The organism is Micromonospora sp. NPDC049081, assembly GCF_040648835.1.
Classification (GTDB): domain Bacteria; phylum Actinomycetota; class Actinomycetes; order Mycobacteriales; family Micromonosporaceae; genus Micromonospora; species Micromonospora antibiotica.
The window spans coordinates 154,777-172,406 of record NZ_JBEZEK010000004.1; the positions used below are offsets into that span (position 1 = coordinate 154,777).

Annotated in this window: 13 protein-coding genes; 1 reads left to right on the forward strand and 12 read right to left on the reverse strand. The window is 71.9% G+C overall.

From position 1 onward, the window contains the following. Positions 1–252 precede the first annotated feature (252 nt). The gene (locus tag AB0B63_RS09410; RefSeq protein ID WP_357016268.1) at positions 253–2,688 is read left to right on the forward strand and encodes a M14 family metallopeptidase; all 2,436 of its coding nucleotides are present in this window, start codon (positions 253–255) and stop codon (positions 2,686–2,688) included. A 52-nt stretch (positions 2,689–2,740) separates the two neighbouring features. On the opposite strand, the gene AB0B63_RS09415 is transcribed toward AB0B63_RS09410, so the two are convergent. The 12 genes from AB0B63_RS09415 to araB form a co-directional block, all read right to left on the reverse strand. Continuing rightward, positions 2,741–3,412 carry a TcmI family type II polyketide cyclase gene (locus tag AB0B63_RS09415; RefSeq protein WP_208566687.1) on the reverse strand — a complete coding sequence of 224 codons (672 nt, stop codon included), beginning with the start codon at positions 3,410–3,412 and terminating at the stop codon, positions 2,741–2,743. A gap of 16 nt (positions 3,413–3,428) precedes the next feature. Beyond that, complete coding sequence (locus AB0B63_RS09420) at positions 3,429–4,718, reverse strand: cytochrome P450 (RefSeq protein ID WP_357016272.1); 1,290 nt, start codon at positions 4,716–4,718, stop codon at positions 3,429–3,431. Continuing rightward, positions 4,715–5,035 carry an antibiotic biosynthesis monooxygenase gene (locus AB0B63_RS09425; protein ID WP_088644175.1) on the reverse strand — a complete coding sequence of 107 codons (321 nt, stop codon included), beginning with the start codon at positions 5,033–5,035 and terminating at the stop codon, positions 4,715–4,717. Before AB0B63_RS09425 ends, AB0B63_RS09420 begins: the two co-directional genes overlap by 4 nt. Continuing rightward, positions 5,032–7,311, reverse strand: coding sequence for an FAD-dependent oxidoreductase (locus AB0B63_RS09430; protein ID WP_357016276.1), 2,280 nt, complete (start codon positions 7,309–7,311; stop codon positions 5,032–5,034). Before AB0B63_RS09430 ends, AB0B63_RS09425 begins: the two co-directional genes overlap by 4 nt. A gap of 233 nt (positions 7,312–7,544) precedes the next feature. Then, positions 7,545–8,567, reverse strand: a complete 1,023-nt coding sequence (locus tag AB0B63_RS09435) for a LacI family DNA-binding transcriptional regulator (RefSeq protein WP_244252069.1) — start codon at positions 8,565–8,567, stop codon at positions 7,545–7,547. 6 nt (positions 8,568–8,573) lie between these two features. After that, positions 8,574–10,079 carry an L-arabinose isomerase gene (gene araA / locus AB0B63_RS09440; protein WP_208566690.1) on the reverse strand — a complete coding sequence of 502 codons (1,506 nt, stop codon included), beginning with the start codon at positions 10,077–10,079 and terminating at the stop codon, positions 8,574–8,576. Positions 10,080–10,110: 31 nt separating this feature from the next. Then, positions 10,111–11,103, reverse strand: coding sequence for a galactofuranose ABC transporter, permease protein YjfF (gene yjfF, locus AB0B63_RS09445; RefSeq protein ID WP_208566691.1), 993 nt, complete (start codon positions 11,101–11,103; stop codon positions 10,111–10,113). Then, positions 11,100–12,170 (reverse strand): ABC transporter permease, encoded by a 1,071-nt coding sequence (locus tag AB0B63_RS09450; protein WP_208566692.1) that lies wholly within the window; start codon positions 12,168–12,170, stop codon positions 11,100–11,102. Before AB0B63_RS09450 ends, yjfF begins: the two co-directional genes overlap by 4 nt. Continuing rightward, the gene (locus AB0B63_RS09455; protein WP_208566693.1) at positions 12,167–13,714 is read right to left on the reverse strand and encodes a sugar ABC transporter ATP-binding protein; all 1,548 of its coding nucleotides are present in this window, start codon (positions 13,712–13,714) and stop codon (positions 12,167–12,169) included. The genes AB0B63_RS09450 and AB0B63_RS09455 overlap by 4 nt, the downstream gene beginning before the upstream one ends. Before the next feature lie 62 nt (positions 13,715–13,776). Continuing rightward, positions 13,777–14,790 (reverse strand): ABC transporter substrate-binding protein, encoded by a 1,014-nt coding sequence (locus AB0B63_RS09460; RefSeq protein WP_208566694.1) that lies wholly within the window; start codon positions 14,788–14,790, stop codon positions 13,777–13,779. 167 nt (positions 14,791–14,957) lie between these two features. Next, entirely contained in the window at positions 14,958–15,635 is a 678-nt protein-coding gene (locus tag AB0B63_RS09465) for an L-ribulose-5-phosphate 4-epimerase (RefSeq protein WP_357016284.1), read from the reverse strand. Beyond that, positions 15,632–17,329, reverse strand: a complete 1,698-nt coding sequence (gene araB / locus AB0B63_RS09470; protein WP_208566696.1) for a ribulokinase — start codon at positions 17,327–17,329, stop codon at positions 15,632–15,634. Before araB ends, AB0B63_RS09465 begins: the two co-directional genes overlap by 4 nt. Between the last annotated feature and the right edge of the window lie 301 nt (positions 17,330–17,630).

Sequence of the window (17,630 nt, forward strand, 5' to 3'; positions counted from 1 at the left end):
ATGCCCCCAGGACCGACCGTAACCAGGTACGCCCCCCGCCCGTCACGCAGACCGGATCGGCGCCGGTCCGTCGCCGCCGCGCGTCCGGGAGACACCCCGTGTCCCCCGTCCTGCGGCGGGTCGACGTCATGACCGGCCGCCCACCGTCGCCCGACTGTCGGCGTCCGACCTCCCCGTTTCGTACCCCGCCCGACGGCGGGCGCTGCCGCGCGCCGTCGGCCCGTCGCGCACCCCCAGGAAAGGTGGCCCGAGATGTCTCGTTCCGCACTGCCCCGCCGCTGGCGGCGGCTACCCGCCGCCACGGCTGCCGGCGTGGCGTTACTGCTGCTCGCCGGCCCGGCGACCGCCGGCACCGCCGCCCCGCCCGACCGGGAGGCCGACGCCCCGATCGGGCTCGAACGCTCCGCCGACGAGCAGGCCGACGTGGTGGAGGTGGTGGTCGACGGCACCGCCGCGCTGGACGAGCTGGTCGCCACCGGGGTCGACCTCGACCACCATGTCACCCAGACCGCGCAGGGCATCGTGGTGCACGCCGTGGTCACCCCGACCGAGGTCGCCGCGCTCAAGCGCAGGGGCTACCGGGTCGGTGCCGTGCTGCACGACGCGGCCGACTCCGCGCAGCGGGTCAGCGAGCGGGACGCGACGATCGCCGCCCACCAGGCCGAGAACCGGGCGTACACGGCGACCCTGCAGCGCAGCGCCGCCGCCTCCGACGTGAAGATCATCCGGGCCGACTACTACACCTCCGGCACCAACCAGGTGCTCTCGGTGGAGGCGAAGTGGGCCCAGGGTCAGACCTCCACCAGCACGCTGACCGTGGCCCGCGACAGCGGCCCCGGCACCGAGATCGGCTCCGGCGGCACCCAGAACATCTCCCGGTTCGTCGACGCCGGGGTCTACCTCTATCACCGGGGCGCCGCCGCCGTCACCGCCCGGCCGCAGCGCATCCAGATCACCAGCCCCACCGGGGACGTGGCGGTCGCCGAGGTGAAGGAGTGGCTGCCCATCCCGGCCGACAGCCCGGAGGGGCCGGGCTACCAGAAGGACTTCGTCACCAGCTACCTCACCCCGACGGAGCTGTACGACCGGATCAAGCGGCTGGCCGACGCCTACCCGCAGCTCGCCGAGGTGGTGAAGCTGCCCTACCAGACCAACGGGTACCGGCGTAAGGCGCAGGTGGTGCTCGGCGGGACCAACGCCACCCGGGTCGCGGTCGACTCGCTCGCCTGGGGGCACGAGGGCGGCAACGACATCACCGTCGAGCTGGCCAACCCGGGCGCGGCCGACAGCCCGCTGGCGGTCACGGTGACCGGCAAGGCCATCCGGGTCAGCCTGGCCACCGACGCCGCCGGCACGGTGACCAGCACCGCCGCCCAGGTCGCCGCGGCGCTGACCGCCGAGGCGGGTGCGCTGGTCACGGCGTACACCTACCGGGGGGACGCCGGTGCCGGGGTGGTCACGCCGGTCGCGTCGACGCCGCTGACGGACAACCTGAAGGCCCCGGCCGGGGTGTCCCGCGACCCGCACCCGGTGTACGCGATCCGGATCGGCAAGTACCGCGACGGCTCCCGCACCGGGGTGCTGGCCTACGCGCAGGAACACGCCCGCGAGTGGGTGCCGCCGCTGGTGACCATCGAGACCGCCGAGCGGCTGCTGCGCAACCACGCCACCGACGAGAACACCAAGCAGCTGCTGCGCACCCTGGACATCTGGATCGTGCCGTCGATCAACCCGGACGGCGGGCACTACTCGTTCTACGACTACGCCTCGCAGCGGCGCAACATGACCAACCACTGTGCCCCGGGCGGTGCCACCGACGCGCTGGCCCGCAACTCGTGGGGGGTGGACAACAACCGCAACTACACCGAGTACAGCCTCTTCGACGGCTACTCGGGGGCGTCGGCGAGCTGCACCGGTGACACCTACGCGGGGCCGAGTGAGCTGTCCGAGCCGGAGAACCGCAACGTCGACTGGCTGGCCCAGCGGCCCAACATGAAGTTCTCGATGAACCTGCACTCCTCCGGCAACTACTTCATGTGGTCGCCGGGCGCGTACGCCACCCCGGGTCGGATCTCCGCGCCCCGGCCGACGCTGGCCGACGAGTCGTTCTTCTGGGGCGCGTCGTCGCGCATCCTCACCGCGATCAAGCGGCACCGCAACATGGCGGTCACCCCGGCCCGCACCGGCCCGATCTCCGACGTGCTGTACTCGGCGGCGGGCAACTCCGGCGACATGCTCTGGTACAAGTACGGCATCTACGCCTGGAACTTCGAGGTGGGCACCAGCTTCCAGCCCACCTGGGACGAGGCGCACCAGGAGACCATGGAGTTCAGCAACGGCCTGGTCGAGCTGCTGCGGGTGGCCCGGGACTTCGACAAGGACAAGAAACGCCCGACCAGCACCCTGGCGGTCACGCCGAGCGCCACCGAGGGCTCGGTCAGCGTCCGGTTCGACACCAGCGAGCCGGCGGCGGTGTTCTACACCCTCGACGGCTCCCGGCCGACGTTCGCATCCACCCTGTACGCCTCGGCGGGCATCCGGGAGGGGGGCGAGACGCTGACCGTCCCGGCCGGCACCAAGGTGCACTGGTTCTCGGTGGACGCCGCCGGCAACATCGAGCGCAACTACCGGCCGGACGACGACAGCCTGACCTTCAACCGGGGCTGGGCGACCCTGCCCACCGGCTGAGGCCGACACCAGCGGGGGTCCGCGCGGTCGGACCCCCGCTGGTCGGCCCGGGTCAGTCCTGCGCCCGCCACCGGTAGAACTCGGTGGCCACGGCATCGAGCGGGCTGCCCCAGGTGTCCGGGTCGAACGGGCTGATGTACGGGCTGAGATCGTCCATGATCTTGGCGAAGACCGGTTGGTCGTGGCGTTGCTCCACGGCACCGTCGAACGACTCGCCGACGCGCTCCAGCACGTGCAGGTAGACGTCGTCGATCGAGTACAACCACCGCCCGGTGACCCCCATCATGGCGGGCAGCGGGCCGGCGTCGGACTCGGCGAAGATCTGCGCGACGGTGGGTTCCGCACCGGGCTTGATCCGGGCCACGATGACCGTCCGGCTCGGCTCGCCCGCGTCGGCCGGCGGCTCGGCCGGCGCCCAGGAGTAGAACTCCTTCGCCACCGAGTCCGACGGGTTCTGCCAGTCCCTCGGGTAGGGCGTCACGTACGGGGCGATCTGCTCGGCGATCTGCTGGAAGGCGGGCAGGCCCCGGGTCTGCCCGGTCACCCTCGGGTCCGCGTCACGCTCGATCAGGTGGATGTAGAGGCCGTGGAACGACAGCAGGGTCCGCCCGACCACGCCCAGGTCCTGCGGCCGGGTGGTCCGGTCGTAGTAGCCGAACACGTCGGCGACGGTCTGCTCGCTGCCCGGCACCATGGAACAGACGATCACGTTGCGGAAGGTCATCGGAACTCCTCGGGGATCAGACGGTACGGGTCGGCTCGGTGGGACGGGGGCGACTGGCCGGCGGGTACGACACCGGCGGCGCGGAGGCGGTGAACCGGACCGGCAGCTCCAGCAGCCCTCGGAACGGGGACGCCGCCGGCAACCGGCGCAGCTCGGCGGGCGGCACCCCGAGGCGCAACCCGGGCAACCGGCGCAGCAGCGCCGCCAGGGCGATCTGGGCCTCCATCCGGGCCAGGGAGACCCCGAGGCAGTAGTGCACGCCGTGGCCGAACCCGAGGTGCGGACCACGGACCCGGCGCAGGTCCAGCCGGTCCGGGTCGACGAAGTGCGCCGGATCGTGGTTGGCGGCGTTGAGCACCACCCCGACGATCGACCCGGCCGGGATGCGTACCCCCTGGTATTCGACGTCCTCGGTGGCGACCCGGGGGCTGGCCACCGGCAGCGGGCCGTCGAAGCGCAGCAGTTCCTCGATCGCCGAGGGCAGCAGGTCCGGGGTGTCGCGCAGCAGGTCGAGCTGTTCGGGGTGGGTCAGCAGGGCCACCGTCGCGTTGCCCAGGAAGTCGGCGGTGGTCTGGTGCCCGGCGAACAGCAGCAGAAAGGTGGTGGTGACCAGCTCCGCCTCGGACAGCCGGCCGTCCTGGTCGCAGGCGTCGATCAGCGCACTGATCATGTCGTCGGCCGGGGCCGCCCGTTTGGCGGCCACCAGCTCCACCAGGTAGTGGTGCAGCCGTACCTGCGCCTCGCCGACCGCCGCCCGCTCCTGCGCCGGGGGTCGCCGCGCCGACCCGGAGGTCCGGATCACCTGGGTCCAGTCCAGCACCCGCTCCTGGTCGGCCCGGGGCACCCCGAGCAGCTCACAGATCACCACCATCGGCAGCGGGATCGCGAAGTCGTGCATCAGCTCGGCCCGGCCCTGCGCGACGAACCCGTCGATCAGGTCGTCGACGATCTGCCGCACCCGGGGGCGCAGCGCCTCGATCCGGCGCGGCGCGAACGCCTGCGACACCAACCGGCGCAACCGGGTGTGCTCCGGCGGGTCCGCGTTGAGCATGTTGCGGTTCAACGCCTCGGAGTTCGGGCCGAAGAGTTGCAGGTAGTGCTGCCCGGGGCCGTAGAGGTCCTTGGACAGCCGGGGGTCGGTCAGCGCCGTACGCGCGTCGTCGAACCGGGTGAGCAGGTACGAGTCGAACCGGGGCGAGCTGACCGGGCAGACCGGGGCGTCCGCCCGCAGCCGGGCGAAGGACGGGTAGGGGTCGACGGCGAACTGCTCGGTGTAGAGCTGTGCGGCGGGCACCGGCTCGGTCATCTCGTCTCCTCGGGCGCGCTGGGCATGCTGTGCAGCACCTGGTAGGTGTGTCGTTCGGCGGATTCCCGCAGGTCCCGCACCACCCGCAGCAGCCGGTCACGGTGCTCGCTGCGGCCGAAGGCGTCGAGCCGTTCCCGGTCCGCCCAGTCGCTGATGATCAGGTAGCTGCGCGGGTCGTCGGCGTCGCGGACGAGGTCCTGGCGCAGGCACCCGTCGAGCTGCCGGATCTGCTCCGCCGCCGAGAGCCACTCCGCCTCGAACCGCTCCGCGCAGCCCTCCCGGGTACGCATGGCGAGCACCGTGCGCACCGGCGTCATCGCGCACCACCGAAGACCAGGTGCAGGTTCTTGCGCAGCGCGTCGGCGTCGACCGGTTGGCTGCGGAAGCCGACGTGCCCGTCCGGGCGGATCAGGTACAGGGCGGTGCCGGTCACCCCGTACCGGGCGCGGAACTCACCCCCGGCGTCGCGCAGCACCGGCGGCGCGAGCAGCCCCGGGTCGTCGGCGTCCGGGCTGATCAGCAGGTACGCGTCGACCTCACCCCGGGTCAGGGCACGGACGTCGGCGCAGAGCCCCGACACGGCCGCCACCGCCGCCGGTTCGGCCGAGGCGTCGGCGTAGACCAGCAGGGTGTGCCGGGTGCCGCCGGTCAGCTCGCGCAGCCGCAACGGGTGCCCCACCCCCCGCCGGGTCAACCCGCCCAGGTCGGGGGCGCACTCACCGGGGCGCGGGCCGGTACGCAGCGCCTCGGGATCGGTCACGCACTCCCCGACCAGCGGGCTGTCGGCATAACTGAGCAGCAGCGACATCTCCTGGCGGAACTGCCGTTCCAGGTCGGCGCGGTCCAGTTCGTCGGTGAACGCCATCCGAACCGCCCGGCCGACGATCTCCTCGCCCTCCGGGCGACGTTCGGCCTCGTAACTGTCGAGCAGGCCGGGGGCGGCCAGCCCCCGCGCCGCCAGCGCCACCTTCCAGGCCAGGTTCCAGGCGTCCTGGATGCCGGTGTTCATCCCCTGTCCCCCGGCCGGCGGGTGCAGGTGGGCCGCGTCACCGGCGACGAAGACCCGGCCGTGGCCGTACCGGTCGACGATGCCGTGGCTGATCCGGAACACCGACGACCAGCGCAGGTTCGCCGCCCGGGTGCCCGGTGGGGCCAACCGGGTGAGCGCCGCCTGCACGTCGTCGAGGGTCGGCTCGGCCAGCTCCTCGCTGAACCCGGGCGGGGCGTCCCGACCGCCGGTCTGGGCGAAGAACCGGGGTGGCGCGAGGGTCGCGATCCGGTACCGGCCCGCACCGCGCAGCGGTACGCAGACCAGCATCCCGTCCATCTGACCGTCGGTCTCGTGCAGGAACCGCAGCAGGTGCCCCGGTGGCATGTCCCAGTTCACCTCGACGTCGGCGAGCATGAACAGCTGCGGAAACCGGCCCAGCCCGCCGGAGAACGTCAGCCCGAGCAGGTCACGGACCCGGCTGTGCGCGCCGTCGGCGCCGATCAGGTACTGCGCCCGGACCGTCTGGGTGCCGCCCCCGGCGAGCGCCAGGGTGGCCAGTACGCCGTCCGCGCCCTGGGTGAACCCGGTCAGCTCCGCCCCGCGCTGCGGCCGTACGCCGAGGGTCGCCAGCCGCTCGGTGAGGATCCGCTCGGTCTCGTACTGGGGCAGGCCGAGGTGCGCGTACGGCAGGTCGGGCAGCTCCCAGCTCATCCGGTGGGTCTGGGTGCCGTTGACGAACACCACGTTGCCGGTGAGCCAGATCCCGGCGTCCATCGCCTCCCGCGCGATGCCCTGCTGCGCCCAGATCTCCATCGTGCGGCAGTGCACCCCGATCGCCTTGTCCGCCTGACCGGGCGGGGCGGCCCGCTTCTCCACCACCTGGCAGTCGATGCCGCGCCGGGCCAACTCGACGGCGGCGGTCAGCCCGGTCGGCCCCGCCCCGACGATCAGTACGTCCGTTGTCGTGTGCACGTCGGTCTCCCTACCGGTACTGGCTGCCCGGCCGGTGCCGGGATGAGCCGCGAGGTGGAACAGTCGGCGGCGGAAGTCGAGCAGGAACGGCGCGATCGGCCCGGCCTCCTCCCGCGCGTGCGCCGGGTTGGCCACCCAGCGGTGGAACTCCGCCTCGGTGCGCCACTCGGCGAAGATGTGATGGACGTCGGTGTCGGGCTCGCGCAGCAGCTCCTCGCGCAGGTAGCCGGGGACCCCGGCCATCCGGGCGGTCACCTCGGCGTGGCCGCGGTGGAACTCGGCGAGCCGGGCGGCCGGGACGGTGACCTCGACGTCCACCAGGAGCGTCGGGTGCCCGCCGGGCCGGTCGCGCATCACCCGCCGGTCGGCGGCGGTGGGCGGCGCGCACCCGGCACGCAGGGCGTCGGCGAGGCCGGCGGCCACCGGGCCGCGCTCGTAGTCGAGCAGGGCGTCGTCGTCGACCCACTCGGTGGCGATGACGAACGTACGCGGGTCGTGCGCGTCCACGAACAGGTCCCGACGCAGGTTGCCGGGCAGCCCGTCGAGCTGTGCCGCAGCCGTGCGCCAGGCCGACCGGACGGCCTGTTCGGCACCGGGGCGCGCGCGGATCCGGAGCATTGTCCTGATCATGGAGTCTCCTTGACGGCCTGCCCGTGACGAGGGTCCCGACCGCCGGGGCCTGCACCGGCGCGTCGTCGCTCGACCCTGTCGCAGCGCGCGTCACCCCGGCGTCACCGGCCGGGCGACCCGGGTCGACCACCGTTGACGCCGCCGGGACGGCCCACCCGCCCGGACCGTTCCCGCCGCCGGACGCACACCGACGGCCGGTACCGCACGCGCACGGCGGGACCGGTCGGGGTGGCTCAGGGGCGGCGGTTGCCGCTGCTCGCGCGGACGACGAGGACCGGTTCGACCTGGGGTCGGGGCGCGTCCGCGCCCGCACCGTCGAAGAGTTCCAGCAGCGCCGCCACGCACCGCCGGCCGACCTCGTCGAAGTCCTGCCGCACGGTGGTCAGTGGCGGGGAGAGGTATTCGGCCTCGGGGATGTCGTCGAAACCGACCACGCTGACGTCTTCGGGAATCCGGGCGCCCCGCTGGTGCAGGGCGCGCAGCAGACCCAGTGCCTGGTGGTCGTTGGCGCAGAAGACCGCCGTCACGTCGGGGCGCTCCACCAGGGACTGGCCCAGCTCGTAGCCGGCCCGGGGGCTCCAGTCGCCGACGATGACCGGCGGGACGCGGCGGCCCGCCTGCTCCAGGGTCTGCCGCCACCCGTCGACCCGGTCGCGGGCCTCCAGCCAGTCCCGGGGCCCGGCGATGTGCCACACCGTCTCGTGGCCGAGGTCGAGCAGGTGCCGCACCGCCAGCCGGGCCCCGGCCACCTGGTCGACGGAGATGCTGGGCAGTTCGCCGCGTTCCCCGCTGGCCTCGACCACCACCGCGGGCACCCCGGTGGGCAGGCCGTGCACGGCGACCGACGCCGTCATCATCGGGGTGATGACGACGACGCCGGCCACCGACTGCTCGGTCAGCGCGTCGATGGCCGAGCGCATCCCGCTACGGTCCAGCCGCTCCAGGGTGACGATGCTGATGCCGTACCCGGCGGCGCGGGCGGCCCGCTCGATGCCCAGCAGGGTGGCCGCCGGGCCGAACAGGATGGTGTCGAAGCTGACCACGCCGATGACCCGGGAGCGGCGGCCGGCCAGCCCCCGGGCCAACGCGTTGGGCCGGTAGTTGAGCTGGTGCACGGCACGCAGCACCCGCTCCCGGGTCTCCGGCCGAACGCTCGGGTGGTTGTTGAGCACCCGGGACACGGTCTGGTGCGACACCCCGGCGAGTTGCGCGACGTCGCTCATCACCGCGGCGCGTTCGGGCCGCTGCTGGCCCATGGCGGGTCAGAAACCCCGGGCCAGGCGGTAGTAGGCCTGGTTCCAGCGCAGCTCGTCGGCGAACCGGCGGGGGGTCGTGTCGGCGTCGATGACGACCAGTTCGGTGCCGACCATCTCGGCGAGGTCGTGCAGCTCCTCGACCCCGACGGCCTGGGACAGCACCGTGTGGTGCGGGGCGCCGGCGGTGAGCCAGGCCTCCGCCGACGCGGCCAGGTCCGGCCGGGGCCGCCACACCGCCCGCGCCACCGGCAACTTCGGCAGCGGGTACGGCGGCGCGACCACGTCGATCTCGTTGGCGACCAGCCGGAACCGCTCCCCCATGTCGGCCAGGCCGAGCACCACGGCCGGGCCGGGCTGGGCGTCGAAGACCATCCGGACCGGGTCCTCCCGGCCACCGATGCCCAGCGGGTGGATCTCGACGTTCGGGGTGGCCGCCGCGATGGTCGGGCAGACCTCCAGCATGTGCGCCCCGAGCACCAGTTCCCGGCCCGGGGTGAGGTCGTAGGTGTAGTCCTCCATGAACGAGGTGCCACCGGTGGTGCCGACGGACATCGACTTGAGCGTGCGCACCAGCACCGAGGTCTTCCAGTCGCCCTCGCCGCCGAAGCCGTACCCGTCGGCCATCAACCGCTGCACGGCCAGGCCGGGCAGCTGACGCAGCCCGCCCAGGTCCTCGAAGTTGGTGGTGAAGGCGCGGAACCCACCGGCGTCGAGGAAGTCGCGTAGCCCCGCCTCGATCCGGGCGGCGTAACGCAGCGAGTCGTGCCGGTCGCCGCCGGAGCGCAGCGCGGCGACCAGGCGGTAGCTGTCGTCGTACTCCTTGACCAGGTCGTCGATGCGCGCGTCGGCGACCGCGTCGACGGCCTCGACCAGGTCGTTGACCCCGTAGGTGTTGACCGAGACGCCGAAGCGCAGCTCGGCCTCGACCTTGTCCCCCTCGGTCACCGCGACGTCGCGCATGTTGTCGCCGAAGCGGGCCAGCCGCAGCGACCGCATCTCGGCGTGCCCGATCGCGGCCCGGGTCCACGCGCCGATCCGGGCGGCGACCCGGGGGTCGCTGACGTGCCCGGCGACGGTCTTGCGGGCGACACCGAGCCGGGTCTGGACGTACCCGAACTCCCGGTCGCCGTGGGCGGCCTGGTTGAGGTTCATGAAGTCCATGTCGATCTCGGACCAGGGCAGTTCCACGTTGGCCTGGGTGTGCAGGTGCAGCAGCGGGGTACGCAGCGCGTCCAGCCCCGAGATCCACATCTTGGCCGGCGAGAAGGTGTGCATCCACGCGATCACCCCGACCGCACCCTGGACGGCGGCGTCGCGGCAGACGGCCAGGATCTCGGCGCTGGAGGTCAGCACCGGCTTCCAGACCACCCGGGCCGGGACGGCCGGGTCGGCGTCGAGCCGTTCGGCGATCCGTCGGGACTGCTCGGCCACCTGGCGCAGGGTCTCCGGGCCGTACAGGCCCTGGCTGCCGGTGAGGAACCAGACCTCGGCGACCGGGGATGGGTTGGTCATGGGCGTTGCCTTCCGGTGGGACTGGCGAGGGTCACTTGGTACGGATACCAACGAGGCGTTGGAGCAGGATGAACACGAACAGCAGGCCACCAATGACGATCTTGGTCCACCACGAGTTGAGCGTGCCGTCAAAGGTGATCAACGTCTGGATGATGCTGAGCACCAGCACCCCGAGCAGGGTGCCGAAGACGTACCCGGAGCCGCCGGTGAGCAGGGTGCCGCCGATGACGACCGCCGCGATCACGTCCAACTCCATGCCCACCGCGATCAGCGGGGCACCCGACAGGGTGTAGAACGACAGCAGGATGCCGCCGATCGCCGAGCAGAGGCCGCTGATCGTGTAGACCGCGATCTTCGTACGGCCCACCGGCAGGCCCATCAGCAGCGCGGACTGCTGGTTGCCGCCGATGGCGTACACGTTGCGCCCGAGCCGGGTGTACGCCAGCACGGCCGCCGCCACGGCCACCACCGCGACGGCGATCAGCGCGCCGACCGAGACGAAGTTCTCGCCGAGGTGGATGCGGTGCTGGGCGGCGCTGGTCCAGAACCCGTCGGTGATCGGGATCGAGGTGGTGCTGATCCAGGTGCACACCCCCCGGGCGAAGAACATCCCGGCGAGCGTGACGATGAACGGCTGGATGTCGAAGAAATGGATCACGCAGCCCATCGCGAACCCGAGGATCGGGCCGAGCAGCAACGCGATCACCAGCACCAGGGCGGGGTGCAGGCCGTTGCCCAACAGGGAGGCCGACACCATCGCCGTCATCGCCACCACCGACCCGACCGACAGGTCGATGCCCCCGGTGAGGATGACGAAGGTCATCCCCACCGCGACGACCAGCAGGAAGCCGTTGTCGATGAAGACGTTGAAGACGACCTGGATGTTGGAGAACGCCTGGTACTGCGCAACACCGATGGAATACATAACCAGCAGCAGCGCTGCGGTGGCGAGCACCGGCACGTGCCGGGGTGGCACCCGCCACCAGGCACGGCCCGGGCGGGCGGCCAACGGGGTCGTGGTCATGCCGGAACCTGCTCCTTCTCTGTGCCGACCGGCTCCACCGGAGTCACCGGGACGCTGCGCCGACGGCGGAACCGCGCCCGGAAGGCCGGGGCCTGGATGAGACAGACCACGATCACCACGACCGCCTTGAACAGCAGGGACGTCTGCGGGTCGATGTTCATGGCGTACACCGAGGTGGTGAGGGTCTGGATGAGCAACGCGCCGACCACCGTGCCGCCGAGGTAGAACCGGCCGCCGGCCAACGCGGTGCCGCCGATGACCACGGCCAGGATGGCGTCCAGCTCGACCCAGAGCCCGACCGCGTTGCCGTCGGCGCTGGAGACGTTCGCCGTCATCATGAACCCGGCGATGGCCGCGCAGGCGGCGCTCACCACGTACACCAGGAAGGTGATCCGCCGGGAACGGATGCCGGCCAACCGGCTGGCCTCGGCGTTGCCGCCGACCGACTCGATGATCATGCCGAGCGCGGTACGCCGGGTCAGCACCGCCACCAGCAGGGTCACCGCGAGGGCGATGACGATCGCGAACGGCAGGGTCAGCAGGTGCCCCACCCCGATCACCTTGTAGGGCCCGCTGTTGATGGTGATGATCTGCCCTTCGGCGATCAACTGGGCCAGGCCCCGGCCGGCCACCATCAGGATCAGCGTGGCGATGATCGGTTGGATGCCGATGCCGGCGACCAGGATGCCGTTCCAGGCACCGAGCAGCAGGGCCACCCCGAAGCCGAGCGCCACCGCGGTGAGCACCACGCCCAGACTGTTCTGGTCGGGCTGCTCGCTGATGTAGAGGCAGGCCACCGCACCGGCGACCGCCGCCACCGCACCCACCGAGAGGTCGATGCCGCCGGTGGCGATCACCAGGGACATGCCCAGGGCGACCAGGATCAGCGGGGCGCTGAGCCGGACGATGTCGATCAGGCTGCCGTAGAGGTGGCCGTTCTTCAGCTCGATCGACAGGAAGCTCGGCCGGTAGACGGCGTTCGCGACCAGCAGCAGCACCAGCACCACGAGCGGCCAGAACAGCCGGTGGCTGGTGACGCCCGCAGCGCGGGCCCGTACGGTGCTCATGCCGGCACCGACCCTTCCTGGGAGCTGCCGCTGGCGATGACCTGCATGACGCGGGCGGCATCGAGGCTGTCGTCGTTGGTGAGTTCGGTGACCAGCTGCCGGTCGCGCATCACGGCGACCTTGTGGCTGAGCCGCAGCACCTCCTCCAGCTCGGCGGAGATGAACAGCACCGCCATTCCGCCGTCGGACAGCTGCGCCACCAGACGCTGGATCTCGGTCTTGGCGCCGATGTCGATGCCCCGGGTCGGCTCGTCGAGGATCAGCAGCCGGGGTTCGGTTATCAGCCACCGGGCCAGCAGCACCTTCTGCTGGTTGCCGCCGGACAGGTTACGCACCGGCATCTCCGGATCGGCCGGCCGGATGCTCAGCGCCTTGATCCAGTGCTGGACCAGTTCGTCCTGCCGGCGGCGCGGCACCGGCCGCAGCCAGCCCCGGGCCGCCTGCATGGCCAGGATGATGTTCTCCCGCACCGACAGCTCACCGACCAGTCCCTCGGTGCGGCGGTTCTCGGAGCAGAACGCGATGTCCCGGTCGATGGCGGCCACCGGGTTGCGGATCGCCACCGGGGCACCGTCCACGGCGAGCCGGCCGGCATCGGCGCGGTCCGCGCCGAAGAACAACCGGGCCACCTCGGTACGCCCCGAGCCGAGCAGGCCGGCCAGGCCGACCACCTCGCCCTGGTGGATGGTGAGGCTGAACGGCGCGACGGAACCGGACCGGCCGAGCCCGTCGGCCGCCACCAGGGGGGTGCCCTGTTCGAGGGTCGCCCGGTCGCCGCCGCTGGTCGCCTCGTCGAGGCGTTCCAGGGCGTCCAGCTCCTTACCGATCATCTTCTCCACCAACGCGATCTGCGGCAGTTCGCTGGTGAGGTACTCGCCGACGAGCCGGCCGTTGCGCAGCACGGTGATCCGGTCGGCGATGGCGTACACCTGGTCGAGGAAGTGGGTGACGAAGATGATCGCGATGCCGTCGTCGCGCAGCTGCCGCATGATCCGCATCAGCTGGGCCACCTCGTCGGCGTCCAGGCTGGAGGTGGGCTCGTCGAGGATCAGCACCCGGGCCCGGATGTCGACGGCGCGGGCGATCGCGACCATCTGCTGCACGGCCAGTGAGTAGTTGCCGAGCAGTTCGCTGACGTCGATGTGCAGGTCGATGCGGGCCAACAGCTCCTGCGCCCGGCGGCGCATCTCGCGCCAGTTGACCGCGCCGAGCCGGCGCGGCTCCCGGCCGATGTAGATGTTCTCCGCCACCGACAGGTTGGGCAGGAGGTTGACCTCCTGGTAGACGGTGCTCACCCCGGCGGCGGTGGCCTGCATCGGGCCGGAGAAGGAGACCTCGTCGCCGTCGAGTGTGATGGTGCCGGAATCGGTGCCGTAGACGCCGGTCAGCACTTTGATGAGGGTGGACTTCCCGGCGCCGTTCTCGCCCATCAGGGCGTGCACCTCACCGGGAAAGAGCCGCAGGTCGACGCCGTCGAGGGCGCGGACCCCGGGGAAGATCTTGCTGATCGCGGTCATCGTCAGGACCGGATGCCTCTCCGACATCCCACCGAACCTTTCGTCGGAAGCGGAGGCCGCCGCGCCGAACGCGGCGGCCTCCGGTCGGATCAGTACTTCCGGTTGGGCAGGGCCGCCTTGGCCTGCTCCTGGGTGAAGGTGGTCTCCTCGGTCTCGACCCGGGCCGGGACCTCCTCGCCGGCCTTGACCTTCTTGGCCAGGTCCATCAGCTGCGGGCCGAGCAGCGGGCTGCACTCCGCGATGAAGTTGAACTTCCCGTCAGCAAGCGCCTGCATGCCGTCCTTGACCGCGTCGACGGTGATGATGGTGATGTCCTTGCCGGGCGTCTTGCCCGCCGCGGTGATCGCCTCCAGCGCGCCCAGGCCCATGTCGTCGTTGTGCGCGAAGAGCACGTCGATCTTCGGGTTGGCCTTGAGGAACTGCTCCATGACCTGCTTGCCGCCGGCCCGGGTGAAGTCACCGCTCTGCGAGGCGACGACCTTCAGGTTGGGGTTGGCGGCGATCGCCTCGGCGAAGCCCTTCTTGCGGTCGTTGGCCGGGGCCGCGCCGGTGGTGCCCTGGAGCTCGACGATGTTCACCGGACCGGCCGCGGACGCCTTCTCCTTGACCAGCCACTCGCCGGCGAGCTTGCCCTCCTTGACGAAGTCCGAGCCGATGAAGGTCTTGTAGAGGCTCTTGTCGGCCGAGTCGACGGCCCGGTCGGTCAGGATCACCGGGATCTTGGCGTCCTTGGCCTCCTTGAGCACGGTGTCCCAGCCCGACTCCACCACCGGCGAGAAGGCGATCACGTCCACCTTCTGCTGGATGAAGTTGCGGAGCGCCTTGATCTGGTTCTCCTGCTTGCCCTGCGCGTCGTCGAACTTCAGCTCGATGCCGGCCGCGGTGGCGGACTCCTTGATCGAGTTGGTGTTCGCCGTCCGCCAGCCGCTCTCCGCGCCGACCTGCGAGAAGCCCATGACGAGCTTGCCGTTGCCGCTGCCGCCGCTCTTGTCGTCACCGCCGGTGTCGCTGTTGCCGCAGCCGGCGAGTCCGCCGGCCAGCAGGCCGACGGCGAGCATCGCGCCGAGGCCACGCCGGGTGAGGGTAATACCGGTCTTCGCCATGTGAAGACTCCTTGTACGGGGATGAGGTGGGGGATGGTGCTACTGCGGGAAGGACCGGCCGGACGGCACGCCGGACGGACCGGACCTTCCAGGGGTGGTGCATCGGGTTGCGGTGGATCGACCGGTCCGCACGGGGCGGCCGGTGGCGAGGACGGGCGGGGCCGCGGTTACGGCCCCGGTTGCCCGTAGACGTTCTGGTAGCGGTGGTAGAGGGAGTCGATGTCGGCCTGGGCCATCGGCACGGGGGTGCCGAGCGACCGGGCCAGGTACGCGGTCCGGGCCACGTCCTCGCACATGACGGCGGCCTTCACCGCCGAGCGGGCGTCCCGGCCGATGGTGAACACGCCGTGGTTGCGCATCAGCACCGCCGGTGAGCGGTGCCCGGACAGGGTCGCCACGATGCCCTTGCCGATGTCGTCGCCGCCGATGAGCGCGAACGGACCGACCGGGATCTCGCCGCCGAACTCGTCGGCCTGGGCGGTGAGGTGGCACGGGATCGCCTCGCCGCAGGCGGCCCAGGCGGTGGCGTACCCGCTGTGGGTGTGCACCACGCCGCCGACCTCGGGCATCGCCCGGTAGACGTAGGCGTGGGCGGCGGTGTCGCTCGACGGTGACAGGTCACCGTCGACCACGACCCCGTCGAGGTCGCAGACGATCATGTTGTCGGGCCGCAGGTCGTCGTAGGACACCCCGCTCGGCTTGATCACCATCAGCTCCCGGCCGGGCACCCGGGCCGAGACGTTGCCCGCCGTCCAGGCCACCAGGTTGTAGCGCACCAGCTCGCCGTGCAGGGTGGCCACCTGCTCGCGCAGCCGGGCCACCTCGGCGTCGAGGTCGAGGGTCATGCCGGCACCTCCAGGGGGTGGGTGGTCGGGTCGGCCGCGGGGTTGACGGCGGGGCGGCGGGCCGCGTTGCGGATCGCCCGCAGCCGCAGCAGCACGTCGTCGCCGCCCCGACCGAAGTGGTCGTGCAGCCGGCGGTACTCGGCGTAGAGCGCGTCGTAGGCGCGGGCCCGCTCCGGGTCGGGCCGGTAGACCTCGCGGTCGACCCGGCCCATCGCCGCCGAGGCGGTCGGCACGTCGGGGTACGCCCCGGCCGCGACCGCCGCGTGGATCGCCGACCCGAGGGCCGGACCCTGCGCCGAACCGATGATGCCCAGCGGACGCCGGGTCACGTCGGCGTAGATCTGCATCAGCAGGCTGTTGTTGGTGAGCCCGCCGGCCACGATCAGCTCGTCGACCGGGACGCCCGCCTCGGCGAACGCCTCGATGATCATGCGGGTGCCGTACGCGGTGGACTCCAGCAGCGCGCGGTAGACGTCCGGCGGCCGGGTGGCCAGGGTCAGCCCGACGAGCACCCCGCTGAGGTCGTGGTTGACCAGCAGGGAGCGGTTGCCGTTCCACCAGTCCAGGGCCACCAGGCCGTGGGCGCCGACGGGCTGGGCCGCGGCGGCGGCGGTCAGCTCCTCGTGGGAGGCGAACCCGGCGGGGGCGGCGTGCTTGACGTACCAGCCGAAGATGTCACCGACGCCGCTCTGGCCGGCCTCGTAGCCCCAGGAGCCGGCGCTGATCCCGCCGTCGACCACCCCGCACATGCCGGCGACCTCGGCCCGCTCGGTACCGTTGACCACGTGGCAGGTGGAGGTGCCCATGATGGCGACCAGCCGGCCGGGGGTCAGCGCCTGCGCGGCGGCGGCGGTGACGTGGGCGTCGACGTTGCCGACGGCCACCGCGATCCCCTCCGGCAGCCCGGTCCAGGCGGCGGCCTGCGCGGTCAGCCCGCCGGCCCGCGCGCCGAGCTGCGCCAGCGGCCCGTCGATCTTGGCGACGAAGTCGGCGAAGCCGGGGTTCAGCGCGGACAGGTAGGCCGGGGACGGGTAGTGGCCGTCCTGGAGCAGCCCCTTGTAACCCGCGGTGCAGACGTTACGGGTCTCGACGCCGCACAGCTGCCAGACGATCCAGTCGGCGGCCTCGATCCAGCGCTCGGCGCGGGCGTAGACCTCCGGGTCCTCCTCCAGCAGCTGCAGCCCCTTGGCGTACTGCCACTCGGCGGAGATCTTGCCGCCGTAGCGGCCGATCCAGGACTCGCCCCGGGAGTGGGCCAGCGCGTTGATCCGGTCGGCCTGCGGCTGGGCGGCGTGGTGCTTCCACAGCTTCACCCAGGCGTGCGGGCGGGTACGCAGGTCCGGCAGCTCGCACAGCGGCGTGCCGTCGGCCAGGGTGGGCAGCACGGTGCAGGCGGTGAAGTCGATGCCGATGGCGACCACCTGGGCCGGGTCGACGCCGCTCGCGGCGAGCGCGGCGGGTACCGCCTCGCGCAGCACCTCGCGGTAGTCGTCCGGGTCCTGCAGCGCCCAGTCGGCCGGCAGGGGCTGGCCGTCGGCGGCGAGCGTCGTCTCCATCACCGCGTGGCGGTACTCGTGCACCGCCGTGCCCAGCTCGGCGCCGTCGCCGACCCGCACCACCAGCGCCCGACCCGACAGCGTGCCGTAGTCGACGCCGACGACGTACCGGTCCTGCGGGTTCGCGCCTGCATCCATGCCGTTCTCCGTTCAATCGTTGGGGGCAAGTGTTAGCGCTCACATGGAATCCGTCAAGGCGCATCCATGTAACACTGCCGTAACCATCCTGAGCGGCCCCGGCACGGCATCCACCATCACCGCTGCGACCAGCCATCGAGCAGCCGGCATGCGACGACCAGGTGAGCGGTCACATCCGTTCGTCCAGGCCGGCCCTTGACACGCCCGCGCGGGCGGTTCCAGACTTCGGGGCGACCACGTGGCGGGCCGACAGCCGGGCCGGACGGGCGACGACGGATGCCATCCGGCGTCGTCGCCGCCC